Genomic DNA, 23,104 nt, shown 5'->3' with positions numbered 1-23,104 from the left:
AAATATAACGGAAAAACTGCTGTAGATCGTATCACAGGTATTATAATTGAATAACAGATGACACGCTAATTTACTTTTCAGCTTTAAAGAATTATAAAATGAAACTGAGTTTCAAATCAAGCTGTGTTTTCAGTTTCTTTAATAAGATCAACATAATACGATGTTGTTAGTTGGTTTTTTTTAATTTTTATGCCTTCTAAAAAATCGTAGAGTATTTTAAAAAGAGCGTCAGTTTTCTCCTGATAAGGTGTCAGGGTTTCAATTTCTAAAAAAGTGTCTTTTAGCTTATCAAGCCTCACTAGTGCAACTTCCAATTGTAAATCTTTATATGTAAACTTGAAAATTTCACAATGCTTAGTATAAGATAATGTTTTAGTATACCCCAATTGGTTTAGAATAGTTTCTGTAGCTTCAGGGTCTAAGACTTCAGTTTCAAATTCTGGTTTTGATTTACTTTCTACATCAAAAGGGCTTTCTTTAAAGGTTAGAAAGTGTCTGGGTTCTGCAGTATCAATAGTTGTTTTTGTACGTAGTCTAAGTTCTTTTTCGGTACTATTTAAGGCGTTATTTGTATCAAAATACCGATCATAATAATCTACAGGGTAGGTTGAAATGGGTTTTTGCTTTAAGAGTTCAGCTTTTGTAAACTCATAATTATTTAGCTTAGCCTTTAATTCAACTTCGTACATAAGCGCTATTTAATTTTTACGATTTACCACTTTATGAATGAATGTAAGTTTTTGAATTACCGGTTCTGAAAGTATAAAAGGGTAGGCATCTGCATGTCCCATACTTCTGTTTAGCGAATTTAAAACATAAGTAAGTGGTAGATAATGCTTAATTATTTTATCCATTTTGGCTCCATCATAGGGATCAAAATCACAACTCACATCTAAGCTAGACACTTTTTTAAGTTCAGGATCTATTTCTAGTCCAAAATTATATGAAGTCTCCAGCATATCCATCATATGCATGTAATGAGACCAGGTTTCTGCCCAGTCTTCCCAGGCGTGCATAGTAGCGTATGAACTTATGTAGTGTTCTCTCCAGTTTGATGGTGCACCATTTTTGTAATGTTTTTGTAATGCTTCTCCATAATCTTGAGTGTCGTCACCAAAAAGAGTTCTAAACTCTTTTAGAATCTCTTCATTAGGCTTAATTAAAACATCCCAGTAAAAATGCCCTACCTCGTGTCTAAAATGCCCCAGAAGTGTGCGATAACGCTCTTGCAACTGTTCTTTTATATACTCTCTATGTGCAGCATTTGCTTCTTGTATGTTAAGGGTGATTAAACCATTGCTATGACCTGTTTTTACAGCGTCAGGATCATTGGCTAAGGGCGCTAAAAAGTCGAAAGTCAATTTTAAAGGCTCTCCTTCAATTACAAATTGAGTAGGTAAATTTAATTTATGCAAACTGTAAAAAAGACGACGTTTTGCTGCCTCAATTTTTTGCCAGTCGAGTTTATTTTCAGGAATACTAATATTAGGAATCATGTGATTTGTAGCACAAGCTTCGCAATACACACTTTCTGAATCAATGCCAACTAGCCAGTTACACGCATCATTATTAAAATTTGCGCAATATGTTAGTCCTGTATCATTTAAATGAGGTTTCTTTTCTTTATTAAAAGAAAGCATCTCTTCAGATTCATTTAAGTAGCCTAGGCTATTTCCGCATTTTTCGCAAGAGGTATTCTCAAAGTAAATGGGATTATTGCAATTAGAACACTGAAAAATTTTCATAGGCTGGAGTTTCTGTAGTTGACCGAATGGAATATTAATTCGGTAACAAATGTAAAGCAATGTAAATTGCGTTACTGTGAAGGTTTTCAGAAAATTAGAGCAAAAAAAAAATCCGAAGTCAAACTTCGGATTTTTTAAATTTATCTGTGAATTGTTTGTGTTCTGTCTGGTCCTACAGAAACAATTTTAATAGGTACTCGTAATTCTTTTTCTAAATATTCAATATATGCGGTAAGCTCTTTCGGGAGTTGCTCATCACCTTTCATTTTAGTAAGATCTTCTGCCCAACCTTTCATCTCAAAATAAATAGGCTCAACATTCTCAGGCTCGATATTATAAGGTAGGTGATCAATTACTTCACCTTTATATTTATACTGCGTACATATTTTAAGAGTATCAAAACCACTTAATACGTCACCTTTCATCATCATTAATTGGGTAACTCCATTTACACGCACTGCATATTTTAGAGCTACAAGATCTAACCATCCGCAACGTCTGGGTCTACCTGTAGTAGCGCCAAATTCATTACCTACGCGACCCATAGTCTCTCCTGCCTCGTCAAAAAGTTCGGTAGGGAAGGGGCCAGATCCTACACGTGTTGTATAGGCCTTAAAAATACCAAATACTTCTGCTATTTGACCTGGAGCTACACCCAGACCGGTACAAGCACCTGCTGCAGTAGTATTAGATGACGTAACATACGGATAGGTTCCAAAATCTATGTCAAGTAATGAACCCTGAGCACCTTCAGCAAGAATAGATTTTCCTGCTTCCTGAGCTTGATATAAATATTCTTCAGAATCTATGAATGTAAGTGATTTTAAAACTTCTACCGCTTTAAAAAATTCTGATTCTAATTCTTTTAAATCGTATTCAATTTTAGCATCATAGAAATCAATCATATCTATATGCTTATCGCGAAGCGTTGCATAACGATCTTTCCAGTCTGCTAATTCTAAATCTCCTACACGTATACCGTTTCTACCGGTTTTATCCATATACGTAGGGCCTATACCTTTAAGAGTAGAACCTATTTTTGCTTTACCTTTTGAAGCTTCAGAAGCGGCATCAAGTAAGCGGTGGGTAGGAAGTATTAAGTGCGCTTTACGCGATATTAATAACTTCTCTTTAATGTTTAGCTTAAACTGAGCTAAATTATCAAGTTCTTTCTTGAAAATAACAGGGTCTATCACAACGCCATTACCTACAAGGTTTATAGCATTTTCGTGAAAGATACCAGATGGTATTGTATGTAAGACATGTTTTATACCGTCAAACTCAAGTGTGTGTCCCGCATTAGGACCGCCTTGAAAGCGTGCTATAATATCGTAATCTTTTGTAAGAACATCTACAATTTTGCCCTTGCCTTCATCTCCCCATTGGAGACCTAGAAGTAAATCTACTGCCATTTATGCGTTGTTGTCTTCGGTTGTGTTATCTGTTATAATTTCTTTTTTACGGGTACCGTAAAAATAGAGTGAGTGTTTGTTAATATCTATATTAAAAACCTCTTCAATTGTTTTTTTAATAGACTGAATACGGGGGTCACAAAATTCTATAACCTCACCGGTATCTGTAAGTATTACGTGATCATGTTGCTTATCAAAATATGATTTCTCGTATTGCGATTGATTTTGACCAAACTGATGCTTACGCACCAAACCACAAGCAAGTAATAATTCTATCGTATTGTAAAGCGTAGCTCTACTTACCCGATATTTTTTATTCTTCATACTTATGTATAGCGTCTCGATGTCAAAATGATCTTTATAATTGTAAATCTCCTGCAGAATCGCATAGCGCTCTGGAGTTTTACGATGACCGTTGTCTTCGAGAAACTTAGTAAAGACGTTTTTAACGACTTCCTGATCTTTATTTATTATTGCTTTAGGTCCCATAATTGAAGGTGCAAAGTTACGTATTTACAGGCGTATGACTTTGTCGATACCGTTTATTTTTTTTAGGTTTTCTATGAGCTTGCGCAAATGCTCTTTATTCTTAACGATTACAGTGATATTTCCTTTAAAAATACCGTCGTGTGTGGTAAAATTTAAATTACGCATATTCACGTGCATATGTTCTGATATCTCACGCGTAACGCCATTTACCAGTCCCAATGTATCTATTCCTGATAGTTCTAAATCTGCTTGAAATTCTTGTGCAGAAGAGTCTATCCACTTTGCAGGTATGATTCGGTAGGCATAATTACTTTGCAAAGCGATTGCATTAGGACAATTTTGTTTGTGTACTTTAATACCTTCAGAAACCGTAGTGAAACCAAAAACTTTATCACCCGGTATAGGATTACAACATTTAGCTAAAGAATAATCAAGCTTTTGCTCATCTTTTCCAAATACGAGCATGTCGTACTTATCTGTAATTTCATCTTTATCTACGTGCTCGGCTACAGGAGCTTTACGTATTTTATTTTTAATATAACTCACAAAGGCATTACTGCGGGATGCAGCATATTCTTTGATCATTTTATTATCTATGGTTCCTATACCTACTCTGTAAAACAAATCAAGACTCGTCTTGAGCTTAAAGTGTATTACCATCTCATTGATGATATTTTCATCTAAAGTAATTTTTTGCGATCTTAATTTTCTACTCAAAATTACTTTACCATCTTCTGCAATAACTTTTTTCTCATCTTTTAAAGATGATTTTATTTTTGCACGGGCTCTTGCTGTGGTTGCGTAATCAAGCCAGTTATTATTTGGTCTGGCATGTTCAGAGGTAATAATCTCTACTTGATCTCCACTTTTAAGTTCGTGACTTAAGGGTACTAACTTACCATTTACACGAGCTCCACGGGTATGCATTCCTATTTCGGTATGTATACTAAAAGCAAAGTCTAATGGTGTAGCCGCTTTAGGAAGTGATTTTAATTCACCTTGAGGGGTAAAAACAAATATCTCTTTGTTGTATAAATTCAGTTTAAACTGTTCAACAAATTCTACTGCATTAGTCTCGTTACTTTCTAAAGCTTCCTGCAAACGGTTTAACCACTGGTCTAAGGTCTGATCTTCTTCAGTTTCTGTAGTAGGACCTTGTTTGTATTTGTAGTGTGCAGCATAACCCTTTTCAGCAATCTCATTCATACGATCAGATCGTATTTGAACTTCTACCCAACGCCCCTTTAAACCCATTACGGTGATGTGAAGCGCTTCATAACCGGTTGATTTTGGAGAAGAAATCCAGTCGCGTAGTCGCGTGGGGTTGGGTCTAAAATGATCTGTAACGATTGAATAAATTTTCCACGCTAAAAACTTCTCGTTATCAGGAGTACCTTTATAGATAATACGAATGGCAAACTTATCATACACCTCATCAAACGGAATATTCTGTTTCAGCATTTTTCGACGTATGCTGTAAATAGATTTGGGTCTCCCTTTTATCTCGTAATCTAATACTTCTTTGTCCAAAGAATTTTGAACGGCCTGAGTAAACTCTTCTATATATTGATCCTGTTGCTCTTTAGTCTCTTTCATCTTCCGCGAAATGCTTCTAAACATTTCGGGTTCTGTATACTTAAGACCCAGATCTTCAAGCTCGGTTTTAATATTATAAAGACCTATACGATGGGCAAGTGGAGCATAAATGTAAAGCGTCTCGCTTGCAATTTTGACTTGTTTGTCTGGTCGCATAGAGTCCATAGTTTGCATATTATGCAAACGGTCTGCTATTTTAATAATGATAACGCGTACATCATCATTTATGGTAAGCAGCATTTTTCTGAAATTCTCTGCCTGCAGGGAAGCATCGTGATGCTTTTTTAAATTTGATATTTTTGTAAGACCATCTACTATACGGGCTACGGTAGGGCCAAAAAGTTCTTCTAAATCTTCTACCGTATAAGACGTATCTTCAACGACATCGTGTAGTAAGGCAGCAGCAATAGAAGTAGCGTCCATACCTATCTCACTGGCAACTATACGTGCAACTGCAAGCGGGTGAAATACATAAGCCTCTCCAGACTTACGGCGTTGATCTTTATGCGCATCAACAGCAACCTCAAACGCCTTCCTGATCATTTTTTTATCGTCGTCAGATAGGGTGCGATAGCTTATGCGCAATAATTCTTTATAGCGTCTGGTAAGTTCTTTATTTTCTTTTTCTATATCCTCAGGAGTCATATTCTAAAAGTACAATTATATAACAGAAATGCAAACGCAAAAACATTACCAAAAATGCTGAAAACGCTTTTAAAAGAGTGCTTTTCTTAAATGAGTTTTTGTAATTATTTAGAAAGATTACGATAGCGTTGCAATAGGGTAGGATGCGAATATTGAAACTTAACGTATAAAGGATGCGGTGTCAAATTGCTTAAGCTATTGCGCGATAGTTTTTTTAAAGAACTAATAAGTGGCGCTGCCGAAAATGTATCTTTTGCAAAATCATCTGCCTGATATTCAAATTTTCTCGAAAGCAAGCTCATTAAAAATCCCGTAACTCCAGAAATAGGGGTGTATAAAATTCCGAAGGCTATTAAATTTACGTGAAAACTGGGTTTTGATACGCCCAATGCTTCTGAAAATAAAGGCTGACTTATAAAAACTCCTAAGAGCCATAATGTAAAGCCTGTGAGTAGGATTGAAGTAACTAAGTTTATGATGATGTGATTTTTTTTGTAGTGACCCACCTCGTGTGCTAAAACAGCAACAATTTCTTCTTCTTCAAGGTCATTTACTAAAGTATCATACAATGTTATTCTTTTTTCTGAACCAAAACCTGAAAAGTAAGCATTGGCTTTTGTACTGCGTTTAGAACCGTCTATTACAAAGATGTTATCTAGCTTAAAACCTACAGTTGCAGAGTAGGCTTCTATATGATTTCTTAAAGAACCTTGCTCTAAAGGTTTTTGTTTATTAAAAAGCGGTACGATAAGTTTTGCATAGAACATATTCATAACCAATGCAAAAAGAGCAAAGACAATCCAGGCATAAAGCCAGAAATGGCTACCGCTTATTTGATAAAACCAAATTATAAGTGCTAATAATCCACCACCCACGAGAATAGTCATTATCCAGCCTTTTAATTTATCTGCGAAAAATAGTGCCGGAGTAGATTTGTTAAAACCGAAGCGTTCTTCAATGATAAATGTTTTATAATAACTGAAAGGGGTGGTAAGCAGGTCTGAGCCTAGCATAATTATTCCGAAGAAAATAAGACCTACTACAATTTCATTATTACTAAATGATCTGGCAATCTTGTCTATATGAGCAAAGCCATCTATTACAAAAAAAGCTAAGGTTATAAGAAGCATAAAACCAGACGTAAGCGCTGAGAATCTTGCATTTGCTTTTTTATAGGATTGTGATTTTCTATAGGTTTCTAAGTCATAAACATCAGCTAATTCTGCAGGAACAGGATCATCAAAATGCCTGGCATTTAACCAGTCTAAACCCTGATCTATTAGAAAACTAATTATAATAAATGCAATGATTATATAAAATACGAGCGTAGGAGTCATCAAAAAAAAATAAAAAAATTAATTGAAACCACGCTGTCTGCGCGCTTCAAAAACTAAAATTGCAGCAGCTACAGATACATTCATAGAATCGAGACTGCCTTGCATAGGTATAATAATATTTTGAGTAGTTTGCTCGCGCCATAATTCAGAAAGGCCATCTGCTTCGGTACCTACAACAAGTGCAGTGGGTTTTGTGAAATTCTGGGTTTCATAAGAAACAGCTTCCTGCAAAATAGCTGTATAGCGGTTAATATTATGTTCAATCAAAAAATCAATAACCTCTTGTGTTGTTCCTGTAGCGATATTTACTGTAAACACGCCGCCCACACTAGAACGTATAATATTAGGATTGTATAAATCTGTTTTAGGATTTGCAAGTATAAAAGCATCTACTCCTGCAGCATCTGCCGTGCGTAATAAGGCGCCTATATTACCTGGCTTTTCGGGGGCTTCAGCTACTAATATTAATGGATTATCGGGAAGTTGTAAATCACTTAAACTATTTGATTTAGATCGAGCGCAGGCGATTAAACCTTCGGTACCAGAACGGTATGCAATTTTCTTATAAACTTCTTCAGTAACAGCGATTTGTTCAACATTTTGATTAAGTTGTACTTGTAAGGCTTTTAAATCTTCAGAACAAATAATTTTTTCACAGAAAATAATACGAGTCAACTCAAAGCCAGCTTGTATAGCCAGATTAACTTCGCGTATACCTTCAATTAAAAACTCACCTGTTTTACGACGTTCTTTAGCCTTTTCCTGTAAGGTTACCAGTTGTTTAATCGTGGGATTGTGAATGCTGCTAATTTCTTTAACCATAATACAAAGTTACTACAGGTTTTAGCGTGTATGGGTAGAATCTTTAGTTTTCTTAAAGGTGTAATGTTCTTTTAAAACTTTAAGAAACTCCTCTTTAGCATAGCCTTTTGAAGTTTTACTAATTAAGTGGAAATCTACCTGATCATTATCTCTAATTTTTAGAGAGTCTGAAGGATATAGTATGTCTACCACCTTTTGTAAACTACAATTTTGAGCTTCTAGACATAAAATATTTCCGTCATTAAGGGTGTCAAAACTCAAAGTTGATGCGCGCTCAACGGTAAAGGCTATGCCGGTAGCTTTAAAATTTACATTTTCATTGTCAACCAGTACGCGTTCGACGTTATGAAAAAATAAAAAGGCAAGCATTATCAAGATAAAATTATGAAAGAAATGTCCTAATACAGCCCATAAAAACCCGAGTTTCAGTCTTAAAAAACTGAATATAATACCGGCAAATAATTGAGCACCTACAATTATGGGAGCGAGTAGGAAAAAAGTTAGATCAACATTAGTATAGTTACTTAGATGGATAAAGCCAAAAACAGCAGAAAATAAGTAAACAATAACCCGTAAATTACGTTTCCAGAATCCTGAAAAGTCTTTTTTGAGCAAATACCCTAAAGCTCTTAATGGGTAATTGCGTTTGTATTTTAATGAAAATCGAAATATACCTTCTTCAAGCAGCGGTGTGAGTATGCAGATTATTAATATGGAAGTCCAAATCGTATAGCTTTCTGAATTTAAAAGATTTTCATAAGGCTCTAGCACGGGACTTAGCGCACCCATTAAAATTACAAATAGGAAAGCAATCCCAAAATCATAAATTACAGCCGAAAGTAACAACTTTATTTTTTCCCAAACAGATACAGGTAGTACGAGATCATCTGGGTTTTTAATAAATGAGTTGATGACCGTAATACGTGAACCTAATCCCATCGTCTACAAGTATCTATTACTTTTTGAAAATAGGTATAAAGTAAGAAAGAGAATAACCGTAGCCCGCGCCATAAACATTATCTGTCGTTACTTTATTAAATCCTGGCGCAAATAAATTAGCAAAATCATCTGGTGCCTTCTGGGTTAATGCTCGTTTTAATTGAACATTTACACCAAGATAGAGGTTATTAAATAATTCTACCTGCATTCCTAATTGGAGTTCAACCCAGATTAGATTAAGATTATTATATGTACGGGAATCTGTACGTAAGTCGGGTTCAAAAAAAGTGTTTGTAGTATAGATGGTGTAACTGTAAAGATCCTGGCTAAATGTTGAAAACCCGCCGCGTACCCCCACATAAATAAGATTAGACATCCCAACCCAGTTGTTGTAAATGTTGTAGTTAAAACCAGCCTTTATATAACTTCCCTTAGTTTTAGCATTAAAGTTAGCTTCATTGTATTCTTTAGTTTCAGTACCTAATTCTGCAGCGAGATAATAACGCTCACGTATTCTAAAATCTCCTACAATTTCAAAACCCTGATAGGTGTCATCTAATAATGTTCTAAGAGGTTTACTAAGATCTATACCCACGCGTAAACCATATTTATCTGTCTTAACTCTGGGAGTTAATGTGTCTGACTCTATTTTTTCTAGAGGCTCTTTTACTTCAATCCCTTGTTGCTGAGCATTCATTGCAGAAAGCCCAAACAGCACAAAACTAATGACGAATAAAAACCTGTGTTGTGTCTTCATTTGCGATAGTTCTGTTGTTTATAATTAAATCATCTATCCAGCGGCCATCAGGACCGGGATTAGTTTGTATAGTAAGATTGTTAAATACTACTCTGTAACCACAAGCTCTACTTATAAAAGTTTCTTCGGGTACGTAGGTAAATGTAACGGTATCTGCATTATTAGGATCTTCTGCGGCAACGAGGTTATTTGGGTTTTTAACAAAAACCAGTACCGTTGCAGTAGTATCTGTTCTCAACGGAATTTGAATGGTAGAAGCTCCTGTGTATACAATGCTGTCTGAACGATCTTGCTTATAAATAGTAATATTTAAAGGCTTAGCTTCATTGACGTTATCAGAATCAAAAAAGCCAATCGTTAATTGCGGTGTAGTAGGGGTGCTGGTAGCACAAATATCATCACGTTCACAAGATAGTGACAATAACAAAACGCAAATCATTAAAAGGAACCACTTTTTTATCATTAAAACCCAGTTATTTCAGTTTAAGTAACACTACATTTTCTACGTGGTGGGTCTGTGGAAACATATCTACAGGTTGTACGCGTTCTACCTTGTAATAAGGATCTAGCAAAGAAAGATCACGGGCTTGTGTAGCGCTGTTACAACTCACATAAACAATACGATCTGCTTTTATTTTTATTAGCTGTTCAACAACATCCTTATGCATACCGTCACGAGGAGGATCTGTGATAATCACATCTGGCTGACCGTGCATTTTAAGAAACGTGTCGTTAAATACGTTTTTCATGTCTCCCACATAGAACTCAACGTTTTCTATACCGTTTAATTGCGCATTAGCTTTTGCAGCAGTAATGGCATCTGGCACAGCCTCAACACCTATAACTTTCTTAGCATTACGCGCTACAAATTGAGCAATCGTACCGGTTCCGGTATATAAATCATACACATTTTCGGTTCCGGATAATCCCGCAAAATCACGTGTTATTTTATAAAGTTCGTAGGCCTGTTCAGAATTGGTTTGATAAAAAGACTTGGCATTAATTTTAAATTTGAGTCCTTCCATCTCTTCAAAAATGTGATCACGTCCTGCAAAGCAGATAACCTCCTGATCATATATAGTATCATTGCCTTTCTCATTAATAACATATAGCAAGGAAGTGATTTCAGGAAAGTTATTTTTGAGATAATTCATCACGAGTTCGCGTGGCGCTTCTTCATCATGAAAAAACTGTACTAGAACCATAAGCTCACCTATACTGCTGGTGCGTATCATTAACGTACGCAGTAAGCCCTCTTGATTACGAGTATTAAAAAACGGAATATCATTTGCGTTAGCAAATTCTTTTACACCGTTTCGTATAGCATTACTAGGGTCGCGCTGTAACCAGCATTTATCTATATCTAGAATCTTATCCCACATTCCAGGTATATGAAAACCTAAAGCATTTCGATCTTCTATAATTTCGTCACTTTGAATTTGTTTTAACGTAAGCCATTTGCTGTCGCTAAAAGAAAATTCCATTTTATTACGGTAAAAGTATTGTTCTTTACTACCGGCAATAGGAGTTACTTCAGGAAGTTCAATTTTACCCAGACGTTGTAAATTATTTACAACCTCACGCTGTTTATACTCCAGCTGGTAATCGTAATGCATATTCTGCCACTTACAACCGCCACACGTACCAAAATGCTTACAGGCAGGTTCTGTACGCTTAGGAGAAAATTCATGAATTTTAATGGCAGTACCTTCAAAATACGCTTTGCGTTGTTTTGTAGTTTGCACATCTATAACATCTCCCGGTACGGCATTATTAATAAATATAACACGCCCGTCTGGAGCTTTAGCTATTGCTTTACCCTTTGCACCGGCATCTGTCACGAGTACATTAGGGAAAATTTTTCTGGAGTTCTTTTTTCTTGACACGGGGCAAAAATAGCATAAATAAGAAGATTTACCATCTGTATTGCTAATAGTCTCAATCTATAAAATTTATAAACTTAGAATGAGAAATTTATTAATCATAGCTTGAATGAATATACTGCTATGGATGCGATACTATTTAGAGGTGTCTTAATTTTTAGTATTTTGCAACAACTTAAAGAGGATGATTTCTCTCCTTTTAAGGGTGTTCTAGACTTAAAACATCATAAGCAGGAATCGTAAAGAGATTACCATAAAATTAGTACACAATGACTACTGCACAAAAACTTACATCACAAGAGACTATTGCTCTTGAGGAAAAACACGGCGCGCACAATTATCATCCACTTCCTGTGGTTTTAAAACGTGGAGAAGGTGTTTATGTTTGGGATATAGAAGATAAACGCTATTATGATTTTTTATCTGCCTACTCTGCGGTTAATCAGGGCCATTGTCATCCTGCAATAGTAGGAGCAATGACTAAGCAAGCCGAAACTTTAACGCTTACTTCGCGAGCATTTCATAATGATATGCTGGGTAAATATGAAGCTTACGCTACAGATTATTTTCAGTTTGATAAATTGTTACCGATGAACACCGGTGCAGAGGCTGTTGAAACCGCAATTAAAATTGCACGTAAATGGGCTTATGAGAAAAAAGGAGTTGCGGAGCATGAAGCACAAATTATTGTATGTGAAAATAACTTTCATGGAAGAACTACCACAATAATTTCATTTTCTAATGATGAGGGAGCACGCAAAAACTTTGGTCCGTACACACCCGGATTTATAAAAATACCGTATGATGATCCTAAGGCATTAGAGCGCGCTTTAATAGAAAATAAAAATATAGCCGGTTTTCTGGTAGAGCCTATACAAGGTGAAGCCGGAGTTTTTACTCCGTCTGATGATTTTCTTAAACAAGCACAGGCATTATGTAAATCGCATAATGTATTATTTATTGCAGACGAGATTCAAACCGGTATCGCCCGTACGGGAGCACTATTGGCAGTTTGCGGTAACTGTACTTGTGAAGGACACTGCGAGCGCCAGGAAACCTATGTGCGTCCAGATATTTTAATACTGGGTAAAGCACTTTCTGGTGGGGCATATCCTGTTTCTGCAGTTCTTGCAGATAATGCGGTAATGAATGTTATTAAGCCGGGACAGCACGGTTCTACCTTTGGCGGAAATCCTGTTGCTGCAGCTGTAGCAATGGCTGCCCTTGATGTGGTTAAAGATGAAAAATTAGCACAAAACGCACGTGTTTTAGGAGATCTTTTCCGTTCTAAGTTAAATGAATATATAGCTGAAAGTTCTATCGTAAATCTGGTACGTGGACGCGGCTTGCTGAATGCGATTTTAATTAACGATACCGAGGAAAGCAGCACAGCCTGGGATATTTGTATGGCTTTAAAAGAAAACGGATTGTTAGCAAAGCCCACGCACGGTAACATTATACGTTTTGCTCCACCGCTTGTTATGAATGAGGAGCAATTACTAGATTGCGTTTCAATTATTGTTAAAACACTAAAAGAGTTTGAGAAGTAGATTCTCAATCAATATGTAATAAAAAACGGCGACTCATTTAGAGTCGCCGTTTTTTTGTTTTAGTAACTGCATTACAAGCTTTAAAGTCTTTAAATATAAAGCATTTAAAGCACTTCTATTAACGTAACATCAAACAGAATTACCGTATTTCCCGGAATACTAGATCCCGCTCCGTTAGCACCATAGCCGATACGTGCAGGAAGTAAGAATGTTGACTCACCGCCTTCTTTCATTAGTAATAATCCTTCCGTAAAACCAGGAATCAATCCGCCGGCATTAAACTCAGCTACAGGTTTTGATTGATCAAAGGTTGTACCATCCAGAAAATACCCTTTATAAATAACTTTTACTTCAGAATTAACCGTTGGTGACGCACCGGTACCTTCGGTTTTGGTAATGTATCTAAGTCCAGAGTTTGTACGTGTAGCGGTTAACTCATTTGTTTCAAGATATGCAGTGATTTCGGCTTCATTGCGAGCAAAAGCTTCAGCTTGAGATTCACCATCATCACTAGAACAGCCTACGTAAAGTGTTAAGGCGCAAATAAGGGATATAAAGGTTTTCATAAAATAAAATGATTTAGGGAAGCGAAACTAAGTCTTAAATCTGTTCTGAACAATAAAAATGTAGGCATCTCACGCAAGCCTATAGGCCTTTATTTCTTTAAAATTTAACTTTTTTCTAGGCGTTAATCAATTCACAAACAAAATATGAGGTTTGATTAATCGGGTACTTTTGAAAAAAAACTAACACATATGAAATCGACTATACAAAAATCTCCGGGTATGGGAGCTGTCCTTGTTGATGGCGTTACTACTTTTAGAGTTTGGGCCCCTAACGCAGATAAATTATTTGTTACCGGCGACTTTAATGATTGGAGTGATACTGCTTTGGAAATGGAGTTTGAAGAAAATGGATATTGGGCAGCAACTACAGATAAAGCTAAAGAACGTGATGAATATAAATTTTTAATTCATAATGGCGATCAAAAACTTTATCGCAACGATCCTTATGCTTTTGAACTAACAAATAGTAATGGAAATTCAATAATACGTACGCTAGATTTTGACTGGGAAGATGATGAGTTTATTATACCTTCCTGGAATAGTCTGGTGATATACGAACTCCACGTAGGCACGTTTAATAGAAAAAATCCTGACGCTGTAGGCACATTTGAAGATGTAATTGAGAAGCTTCCGTATTTAAAAGGTTTAGGTATTAACTGTTTAGAGTTGCTTCCTGTTGCAGAATTTGCAGGAGGTATTTCCTGGGGGTATAACCCGGCTCATCCTTTTGCAATTGAGCAGGACTATGGCGGTCCAGACGGTTTAGCTAAACTAGTAAAAGAAGCTCATAAAGTGGGTATTGCTATTATTATGGATGTCGTATATAATCATTTTGGCCCATCTGACGTTGATCTGTGGCAGTTTGACGGGTGGAGTGCAAATGACAAGGGAGGGATCTATTTTTATAATGATCACAGAAGTGAGACTCCCTGGGGAGACACAAGACCCGATTACGGTAGAGAAGAAGTACGTCAATATTTGAGAGATAATGCTTTAATGTGGATTGAGAAATACCATTGTGATGGTCTTAGGCTTGATGCAACATCTTATATACGTTATGAAGGCGGCGGTCTGGGCGAAGATGTGGTTATTGAAGAAGGAAACCAGATGATGCGTGAAATTAATCAACAACTTCAAGATAAGTATCCTCACATCATTACGATTGCCGAAGATTTAAAAGGACAGGAGATTGTAACTAATTCACTAGCAGATGGCGGTATTGGCTACGGTTCACAGTGGGATATGAATTTTGTACATCCCGTACGTAAAGTACTCACAGATATTAATGACGATACGCGCGATTTACAGGCCATTGTAGATGCATTAGAATATACCTATAGTGGAGATGTTTTCAAACGCATTATTTATACCGAATCGCACGATGAGGTTGCAAATGGCAAGGCGCGCGTTCCGGAAGAGATTCAACCGGGAGATGCAGAAAGTGGTTTTGCTAAAAAACGTGCGCTATTAGGAATCGTATTAACATTGACTGCTCCGGGAATCCCAATGCTTTTTCAGGGTCAGGAATTTATTGAAGATGAATATTTTCAGGATACCGAAGGTCTTGACTGGGAAAAGCAAGAACGACTTAAAGGTATATCAAGATTAGTAGGAGATGTTATTAAACTTCGTACCGGATCTTATGAAGGTACAGACGGGTTACGTGGGCAAAATCTAACGATTGTGCATTTTAATCTAGAAACAAAAATATTGGCTTATATACGTGGTGGTGAAGGAGAGCAACCTGTACTTGTAATACTCAATTTTAGCAATACAGAATATGGCAACTACGGAATAGGTATTGACGATGGTATCAACTGGAAATTGAGAATCAATAGTGTTTGGAAAGGCTATGACAATGACTTCTCTGATACAGATGTTGAGAACATTAGAAAAGAAGAAGGAGAGACAGATAATCGCGATTGGACGGGTAAACTCGATATTCCGGGTTATGCTGCATTAATCTATTCGCTATAGATTAGGCCTTAGGGCATTAGTACATTTTAACGCTTTCGAGTTAAAATATATTAATATTATTAATAATGTGGTTTGAGTAAATTAATTTTATTAAAAATATTAATTATGAGAAAGCTATTAAGACTTATTACGCTTGCCCAGGTAGGATATTACGCTTACGACTGGATTAAGAATAAACGATCATTTAAAGAAGAGTTTGTTCCGAATCTTAAAAAAGTGAAGCGGAAACTTCTTTAAATTTTCTTATGATATAATTATTAACTATAAATCCAAAAAATTATGAAAACGACAATAGAAGAAGCACGCGAAAAATCACACGAAAATTTAGTATCTAGTTTACAAGGTTTACTTGAAAAGAATTATGATGCAGAACACGGTTACAAAGAAGCGATGGTTAAAGCAGAAAATGGCCATTTAAAAGAATATTTAAAGGTTAGAGCTGCATTAAGAAATCGTTTTGCAACAGAACTAAGTGATGCAATTATTAACTTAAATGAGAAGCCTATTGAATCTGGAAGCGCAACAGGAGCTGTTCACAGAACCTGGATGAATATAAAAGATGCTTTTAGTTCAGATACAGACGAATCTATATTAGAAGAGTGCATACGTGGTGAAAAAGCAAGTATAGAAGAATACAAAAATGTACTTAAAGAAAATGAAAATCACTTTACTCCCGAAATTACATCAATGATAACAAATCAAATGTTAGAAGTGGAGAAGTCATTAGATACGATTGCAAAGCTGGAAAACTTAATGTAAAACATTTTTAGCAATTAAAAATTAAAGACCGCCTTTACGGCGGTCTTTTTTATTTTTTATTTGATTTAATCACAATACTCAAGAGCTCTCAGTCTCATAAAATCGAGCATAGCTTTGTTTACTTCACCATTCATATTAGCATTAAATTTTTCAAATTTTAAGCAAATAACATTTTCTCCTTTATTGAGATTAACAATCCTAGAATTAGAAAATCCCCAGTCTGACCACTCTTCTGTACCGCGTTGTGGAAAGACCATCACACCCTTAAACTTTTTATTCACTTTAAGACTTCGTATTGCACATTTATTATCAGTATTCCAAGGGCCGCTGCCGTTACTATATCTAAAATCGAGTAAATAGCTACCCGCTTTTTGCATAAAGACTGTAACTTTTATCTTTCGGTTTGTAGTATGGCTTATTTCTACAAAGCCGTCTCCGCTATAATTGGTATAAGCCAATTCAGATTTTTCTGCAAAATTTTCAAGTTGAATGATTTTTTCCGCTTTAGCGAAAACAATAGGTTCACTTGCAAAGCCTTCATTTTTCAATTTATCATATGCGCTTACCTGATAGTTAGCATACAACTCTTCAGGTACGTCAAACTTAGTTTTCTTAGTACTTTTAAGAAATACTCCATTTTTGTAGATGAGGTAATGAGAGCAGTCGCTTACAGGATTCCATTGCAAACCCGTAGTAGTTCTATGGGTTTGAACCGTAGGAGGGCAGAAGTGGTTTTCAACTTTATTGATGTGTTGATTGCTTAACGCAATGTTTGCCAATTCAATATTTAAATGCTGCGCTCCGGTAGCGTGAGCAGGTATAAAAGCTTTAGGTATTTTTTTACCGTTAAGTAATATCTTTTTAATTTTTGATCCAAAACCCGAAACTGTGACGTTTAAGATGGCTTTGCGATAATTGAAATTACAAAGCTTCCGGGTTCCTTGATACGCCTCTGTCACCACCGGATTAAAATGAATACCATCAAGCTCAAAGCGAATTCCCAGAAACACACGGTAAACCATTGCCAGATTTCCTGCTATACTCCAGAGCATACGTTCAGAATTGATTTCAGTACCGGTAAAATCACCATTTTCGGCAACCATATTTTCATAATTGCTTAAAAATAAAGCCGAAGCTCTATATATACTTGCCAGACCGTGATTGAGAACCGATTCATTTTTTGTTTTTGCGGCAGCTAAATTCCAATATGCCTGTACAAAAGGCCAAATCCCATTATTGTGATACGGCGGTATACCCGGTAATTGTGGATAAATGCATGTAGTGCCAAAAGGAGTTAATGGTGATTTCGCGATAATAGATTTGGCTTTTTTCTGATCTGCAATTTCAAATAATACAGATAGTGATTCTCCCAGGGCTTCAAAAAACGGAGCAGGCATCAGTTCATTTTTGCCATACAGGCAATGCGCATAATAGCCTTTAAATTTAAGCCATAGATGCGTGTTTATTCCTTTTTTAATGCCTTGAGCGCGCCGCTCATAAACCTCAAAATCCTTGTTTTTTAATTTGGCAATTTCTATAAAAATGCAATGTGCTCTGTAATGAACTGCATTAGTTCCTAAATTCTGAGAGGCATAAATATCTGCGTTAGACATCCATTTAGGATAGGTTTGCTCGCGCCAATCTAAAAAAGAAGATTCTCCAGAATACAATCCCGTTTCAGCATTATAAAGTGTTTTATAATCATCATCAAGTGTATTTTTAATAACCGGGTAAATCTCATTAAGCCATTTTTTATCACCGGTAACTTTATATATTTCCCAGGCCGCGAGAACCCAGGTGGTGCGATCTGAAGAAACGGGCCAGGCACCACCAGAACCCGTATCCTGAACGATGCGTTTATTCTTTATTTTTTTCCGAAGACTTATTTTAGAGATTTCAGGTTCGTGAAAGGCAAACGCCAGAAGTATACTGTAACTCACATCTCGGGTCCAGACTCCGCTCCATTTTGCACCGGTACGTAATGTTTTATCAGGCTCTATAGCTTTAAGTGCTTCTTCTAATGATAGGTTATAAAGAGTGTCTACAAGAATCTGATCTGACTCGTACTGTGGCTTTTTGTCATTATCAAGTTTCAGGTGCCAGTCTTTACGTTCAAATTTTGAAGCATTAAATGGGTTGAGCAGCACCGTAATTGAATATATGGCAGGATCTGAAGTGGGCTGCATTTGTAAACCTCTGTTTTCAAGATTCACAAAATCCCAGGTTAATGGTTTTGAGTCTCCTGCTAAATAAAAGCCGTTAAAATCTGACTTAGCAATGCGCGAGCCATCAAATGCCTCATAATATCCTTTCTTTTTAAACTGTTCAAATACAGGAGAAACATCAAGCTTAAAAGTAAACTCGTAATTAGCAGGTAAATAATTAGTGCAATGTTTAGGTTTAGCTGGTGAAGGCTCACCAAAGGTAACTACAGGTAATTCTCTTTCAGAATTTATAATAAACCAGTGATCTTCACCTATAGGTAACTCATTGTCTTTTTGGTTAATACTGAATTTAAATACAAGTAAACGCGAGTACGTCTCGTTTGCTTTAGAATTATAATTTGAAGTTAAGTGTTTGCGTGATTCTGCAACAGCTATATTTTGACCCTGTATGACCCTGTCACTATAAATACTGAATGCATCGCACTCATAAATTTTTTGTTCACTTTTTTTGGAGAAAGAGTTGGTGGACATGAGTTACGTTTTAAAATACAGGTAGTTATTATTTCAACTTATATATTTTTAATAGTGATATGAAATTAACCCAATTACTAGTATTCAAATATTTACTTAACATATAATTGAGACACACTTATTATTATTGAATTGCTTTTCTATTCTAACTGTACTTTAATTTTTAAAAACTAATTGGTTATAGATGCTAAAACTAATTTCCCCATTTTTTCTAGTTCTTCATCAGAGCCTGCACAAAAGTTTTTGTTTGATTCAATAACTATAGAAATGTTATTAAGTCTAATACTTAACCTTTTTAAATCTGGATCATTTAAATAAGCTTCATTAAGAATTGCGTAATCACCTAAATTTTTTATTGATTTGGCATTTTTAAATTCCATCTTATTCATCTGCATGAATGCCTGTTTTTCTGCTTCATTTCTCATTTGAATTTCTTCAGAATTTAATCCTGAATAATCTTTAAATAAGATACCTAATTCGAGTGCTCCATCTGCCAGTGTAATTTGGCACCTATTATTCATAGAAGACATGTCACCCGTCGTATAGGGTGGGTTTTTCTCATCTGTAAAGCATAATGATGAAAAATCTATTGCATGTATCATATCTGGGCAACTTGTAGTTAAGCTATAGAGCTTAGAATCTTTAACGGAACTCGTCTGTTCAACATCTTTATATTCTATGACTTCCTCAATTTTGGCTTTATCTTCAGTATTATTTTTGCAATAGGTTAGTGAAGCACTTACAGCCACTAATAAAAAAAGAAGTTTTGAAAATTTAAAAGTTTGCCGGTACATAGCTGCCTTTATATTTTAAGTTAGAAAAAGTTTAATTTTTATAAATATAATATTATCATATTTATTGAACAGACGCCATATGGTTTTTATTCTGATAATTTGAATATTAAACAAGCAAATAAATAAATAAATGATTACAGCTTTCTGCCATAGCCTACAACCTCAAGAAATACCTGAAGTTTATTGAAAAACGCACCAAAAGTGGGGCAGGGATGCTCGGCTTGTTTTTAAAGTTCACGATGACGTTAAATCAAGAGTATAAGTCCATTTTAAAGAGACTTCATTCTTCTAATTTACAAACGATATAAAACTAGAAAACCGCTTAAAAGCGGTTTAAATACGTGAGATTTTCTAAGAATTAAAGGCTTGTGCAACGGTTACCCATGCTAGCGGTAGTATTTTTCAATTAAACGATTGTCTATAAACTAAAGGTGAAAGGTTAGTTTTTGTCTTAAATAACTTATTAAAGGATTGTGGGTGCTCAAACCCCAATTTATAAGCAATTTCTGCAACAGAAAGTGTAGTAGAACTTAGTAAATCTTTGGATTGTTCGATTACTTTATTCTGAATATATTTTTGAGTATTAAGTCCAGTAAGGGAACGTAACATATCACTTAAATAACGGGGCGATACATTTAATTTTTCGCTTACAATTTGTACTGTCGGCAGACCATTTTTTAAACCGTTGTCCATTTTAAAATGTTCGTTTAATAAATTGTCTAGTGCGGTCATAATTTTATGATTGACATTTTTTCGGGTAATGAACTGCCGATTGTAATAACGATTACTATAATTAAGAAGCAACTCTATTTGAGAGACCAAAACATCCTGACTAAAAGGGTCAATATTATTATCCAATTCCACAGTCATTGTTTTAAACAAATCGCTGATAATGTGTTTTTCTTTTTCTGATAAAAAAAGTGCTTCAGAAACATCATATGAAAAAAAGCCATATCGATTCATTATTTTTCCTAATGAATAATTACGAATAAAATCTGGATGAAAGTATAAGGCAAAACCTTCATAAGTATCGAAATTATTAGAAATGGTAACTACTTGTTTGGGTTTTAAAAAAGCCAAACCGCCTTCTTCAAAATCGTAATGCCCTTGTCCGTATTTTACTTGTCCGCTGAATTTATCTTTGAAAGAAATTTTGTAAAAATCAAGACTTATCTTTACACCTGCTTCAAATGAATTGATTGGTGTTTGGTTATAATCCACAAATGCTATCAAAGGATGTAATGGTGCGGACTGACCTAAATAACGCATTAACTGTGAAATACTGCTAAAATTTGTTATGCTTGATTTCTGATTCATTGATTTCTATCTGACGTTTTATATTAATCAATTTTGTGCTGAAGGACGAATAATAATATCTCCAACTTCCACAGCTTTGGGTTGACTAATAGCATATATAACCGCATTGGCAATCGCTTCTGGATTGATGGCAAACTGCTCCATGTTTTTCAATATTACTTTTTTCATTTCTTGATTTTCCATTTCATCTACTAATCCAGTTTTTACAAAACCTGGTGAAATTCCGGTAATTCGAATAGCTCCATCTGATTCTTGGCGAAAAGCTTCTGAGATAGTCCGAACTGCATTTTTTGTCGCTGCATAGACACCCTGCATAGGTACAATTTTGATTCCTGATGTAGAAATAATGTTGATGATATGCCCTGAGTTTTGTTGCTTAAAAACAGGTATTGCAGCTGCCATTCCGTACAAAACTCCTTTTAGATTGACATCTATCATTTTTTCCCAACCCTCTACATCTAATTCATCTATGCGACAGAGTTCACTTATTCCTGCATTGTTTACTATTGCATCTAAACGTCCATAAGTATCTACAGCTAAAGCCACCAAATCTACCATATCAGTTTTTTTAGTTACATCAGTTTCTAAAAAAACACCTTCTCCATTATTATTGTGAATTTCATTAACAATGCTTTCTAGCTGATTTTTTCTACGCGCACCTAAAACAACTTTCACTCCATTTTTTCCCAGTTTTTTTGCAATTGCTTTCCCTATACCACTACTAGCTCCAGTGACAACAACTACTTTATCTTTAATTTTATTTTGCATTTCTTTTAAATTATCTTTCTGCAAAAGTCTTATAAGTAGAATAAAGAAAAGTAGTCAAATTGGTTTATGATGTAGCCTTTATTCAGGACGGGTCAGTATTACCGCTAACGGTCTCGGCTATGAGTAGTTGCGTGGGTTAGCACTAAACTTTGCAAGTACACACCAAACTGAAAATCCGCGAGGACTTTCCGAAAGGAAAGTCAGAAGCAATGAACTATAGCCGGTGTGCCTGTTGCACAAGTTAGCAAAAAGCTAACATAGGGTTTATAATTAATTTAGAGAAGTGTTGTAATTTCATGGTATGCAAGGAAAAAAAGTATATCAGGAGCAGTTGTTCAACAGTTTTCGGTTGAGTGAGGGCGTACCCTCCACAAATTTCTACCGGCGTTTAAAGGATACGCTGAACCTGGATTTTCTCTATGAATTTACTCGTGACTTTTACGGCAGCAGTGGTCAAAAGAGTATAGATCCTGTTGTGTTTTTTAAGCTGTGCTTAGTGGGCTATTTAGAGAATATCATCAGCGATCGCAAGCTTATTGATCATTGCAGTATGCGGCTTGACATCCTGTATTTTATAGGCTATGATATTGATGAAGAGCTGCCCTGGCATTCAACCATAAGCCGTACGCGACAATTGATTCCGGAAGCAGTTTTTGAGTCTGTTTTTACTAAAGTGTTTACACTTTGTGTAGAAGCTGGGATGGTCATTGGGCATACTCAGGCTATCGACAGCGCTCCTGTAAAAGCCAACGCTTAGATGGACACTCTGGAACTTAAAGTGCCTGAAGAAGAACTGGAGTCTCACCTGCGCAGGGTTCGTCACATCAGTACGATGGACAAAGAGCAGCCCTTTCGTAAGAGTAAAGGTGACAAATCAGATAAAAACCAGCGAAGTATAACTGCCAATGAGCAGGAACTGAATGCTATTACTACCCGCAACAAGCGTTGGAGTAAAGATCAGGATCAGCGTCCGGGAGCAGGAAATAAGGGAAGTAAATACACTAGCAATAAAACGCATTATAGTCTTATCGATCATGATGCACGCATCAGTG

Annotated in this window: 20 protein-coding genes and 1 pseudogene; 5 read left to right on the top strand and 16 right to left on the bottom strand. The window is 35.8% G+C overall.

The genetic code is table 11. The annotated features are described in order from the left end of the window. Nucleotides 1-116 precede the first annotated feature (116 nt). From cyaB to rlmD, 11 genes are all read right to left on the bottom strand, one after another. Entirely contained in the window at nt 117-689 is a 573-nt protein-coding gene (gene cyaB, locus ACEN25_RS14520) for a class IV adenylate cyclase (protein ID WP_441803536.1), read from the bottom strand. Between the two features lie 9 nt (nt 690-698). Then, nucleotides 699-1,745, bottom strand: a complete 1,047-nt coding sequence (locus ACEN25_RS14515) for a zinc-binding metallopeptidase family protein (RefSeq protein WP_441803535.1) — start codon at nt 1,743-1,745, stop codon at nt 699-701. Between the two features lie 140 nt (nt 1,746-1,885). Then, nucleotides 1,886-3,157, bottom strand: a complete 1,272-nt coding sequence (locus tag ACEN25_RS14510) for an adenylosuccinate synthase (RefSeq protein WP_028375056.1) — start codon at nt 3,155-3,157, stop codon at nt 1,886-1,888. Beyond that, nucleotides 3,158-3,646 carry a Fur family transcriptional regulator gene (locus tag ACEN25_RS14505; RefSeq protein WP_441803534.1) on the bottom strand — a complete coding sequence of 163 codons (489 nt, stop codon included), beginning with the start codon at nt 3,644-3,646 and terminating at the stop codon, nt 3,158-3,160. A gap of 24 nt (nt 3,647-3,670) precedes the next feature. Then, entirely contained in the window at nt 3,671-5,887 is a 2,217-nt protein-coding gene (locus ACEN25_RS14500) for a RelA/SpoT family protein (RefSeq protein ID WP_441803533.1), read from the bottom strand. A gap of 104 nt (nt 5,888-5,991) precedes the next feature. After that, nucleotides 5,992-7,224: a M48 family metallopeptidase gene (locus ACEN25_RS14495; protein WP_441803532.1), complete on the bottom strand. Its 1,233-nt coding sequence runs from the start codon at nt 7,222-7,224 to the stop codon at nt 5,992-5,994. 18 nt (nt 7,225-7,242) lie between these two features. Continuing rightward, nucleotides 7,243-8,046, bottom strand: coding sequence for a TrmH family RNA methyltransferase (locus ACEN25_RS14490; protein WP_441803531.1), 804 nt, complete (start codon nt 8,044-8,046; stop codon nt 7,243-7,245). 21 nt (nt 8,047-8,067) lie between these two features. Then, nucleotides 8,068-8,985, bottom strand: coding sequence for a CPBP family intramembrane glutamic endopeptidase (locus ACEN25_RS14485; RefSeq protein WP_441803530.1), 918 nt, complete (start codon nt 8,983-8,985; stop codon nt 8,068-8,070). A gap of 16 nt (nt 8,986-9,001) precedes the next feature. After that, nucleotides 9,002-9,742, bottom strand: coding sequence for a DUF6048 family protein (locus tag ACEN25_RS14480; protein ID WP_441803529.1), 741 nt, complete (start codon nt 9,740-9,742; stop codon nt 9,002-9,004). After that, complete coding sequence (locus ACEN25_RS14475; RefSeq protein ID WP_441803528.1) at nt 9,708-10,205, bottom strand: DUF6452 family protein; 498 nt, start codon at nt 10,203-10,205, stop codon at nt 9,708-9,710. The genes ACEN25_RS14480 and ACEN25_RS14475 overlap by 35 nt, the downstream gene beginning before the upstream one ends. A 10-nt stretch (nt 10,206-10,215) precedes the next feature. Further along, nucleotides 10,216-11,628: a 23S rRNA (uracil(1939)-C(5))-methyltransferase RlmD gene (gene rlmD, locus ACEN25_RS14470; RefSeq protein ID WP_441803527.1), complete on the bottom strand. Its 1,413-nt coding sequence runs from the start codon at nt 11,626-11,628 to the stop codon at nt 10,216-10,218. Nucleotides 11,629-11,894: 266 nt separating this feature from the next. On the opposite strand from rlmD, the gene rocD reads away from it, so the two are divergent. Beyond that, nucleotides 11,895-13,175: an ornithine--oxo-acid transaminase gene (gene rocD, locus ACEN25_RS14465; protein WP_441803526.1), complete on the top strand. Its 1,281-nt coding sequence runs from the start codon at nt 11,895-11,897 to the stop codon at nt 13,173-13,175. A 104-nt stretch (nt 13,176-13,279) separates the two neighbouring features. On the opposite strand, the gene ACEN25_RS14460 is transcribed toward rocD, so the two are convergent. Further along, entirely contained in the window at nt 13,280-13,741 is a 462-nt protein-coding gene (locus ACEN25_RS14460; protein WP_441803525.1) for an FKBP-type peptidyl-prolyl cis-trans isomerase, read from the bottom strand. Between the two features lie 189 nt (nt 13,742-13,930). Here ACEN25_RS14460 and ACEN25_RS14455 point away from each other — a divergent pair, with 189 nt between their 5' ends. From ACEN25_RS14455 to ACEN25_RS14445, 3 genes are all read left to right on the top strand, one after another. Then, nucleotides 13,931-15,718 carry an alpha-amylase family glycosyl hydrolase gene (locus ACEN25_RS14455; RefSeq protein WP_441803524.1) on the top strand — a complete coding sequence of 596 codons (1,788 nt, stop codon included), beginning with the start codon at nt 13,931-13,933 and terminating at the stop codon, nt 15,716-15,718. 105 nt (nt 15,719-15,823) lie between these two features. Beyond that, nucleotides 15,824-15,955, top strand: a complete 132-nt coding sequence (locus ACEN25_RS14450) for a hypothetical protein (RefSeq protein ID WP_441803523.1) — start codon at nt 15,824-15,826, stop codon at nt 15,953-15,955. Nucleotides 15,956-15,997: 42 nt separating this feature from the next. Beyond that, on the top strand, nt 15,998-16,477 hold the full coding sequence (locus tag ACEN25_RS14445; RefSeq protein ID WP_028375068.1) for a ferritin-like domain-containing protein: 480 nt from the start codon (nt 15,998-16,000) through the stop codon (nt 16,475-16,477). 65 nt (nt 16,478-16,542) lie between these two features. Here ACEN25_RS14445 and ACEN25_RS14440 read toward each other — a convergent pair whose 3' ends face one another. The 4 genes from ACEN25_RS14440 to ACEN25_RS14425 form a co-directional block, all read right to left on the bottom strand. Then, nucleotides 16,543-19,173 carry an alpha-L-rhamnosidase-related protein gene (locus ACEN25_RS14440; protein WP_441803522.1) on the bottom strand — a complete coding sequence of 877 codons (2,631 nt, stop codon included), beginning with the start codon at nt 19,171-19,173 and terminating at the stop codon, nt 16,543-16,545. Nucleotides 19,174-19,343: 170 nt separating this feature from the next. Continuing rightward, nucleotides 19,344-19,967: a hypothetical protein gene (locus ACEN25_RS14435; protein ID WP_441803521.1), complete on the bottom strand. Its 624-nt coding sequence runs from the start codon at nt 19,965-19,967 to the stop codon at nt 19,344-19,346. 402 nt (nt 19,968-20,369) lie between these two features. After that, nucleotides 20,370-21,284 (bottom strand): helix-turn-helix domain-containing protein, encoded by a 915-nt coding sequence (locus ACEN25_RS14430; protein WP_034669016.1) that lies wholly within the window; start codon nt 21,282-21,284, stop codon nt 20,370-20,372. 27 nt (nt 21,285-21,311) lie between these two features. Next, the gene (locus ACEN25_RS14425) at nt 21,312-22,076 is read right to left on the bottom strand and encodes an SDR family oxidoreductase (protein WP_200881130.1); all 765 of its coding nucleotides are present in this window, start codon (nt 22,074-22,076) and stop codon (nt 21,312-21,314) included. Nucleotides 22,077-22,353: 277 nt separating this feature from the next. Here ACEN25_RS14425 and ACEN25_RS14420 point away from each other — a divergent pair. Beyond that, nucleotides 22,354-23,104, top strand: a pseudogene (locus ACEN25_RS14420) (transposase); the annotation flags it as partial.

This window comes from Leeuwenhoekiella sp. W20_SRS_FM14, assembly GCF_052119605.1.
Lineage (GTDB): Bacteria > Bacteroidota > Bacteroidia > Flavobacteriales > Flavobacteriaceae > Leeuwenhoekiella.
Note: the sequence above shows the minus strand (reverse complement) of the source record. Positions and strands in the feature narration are given on the sequence as shown.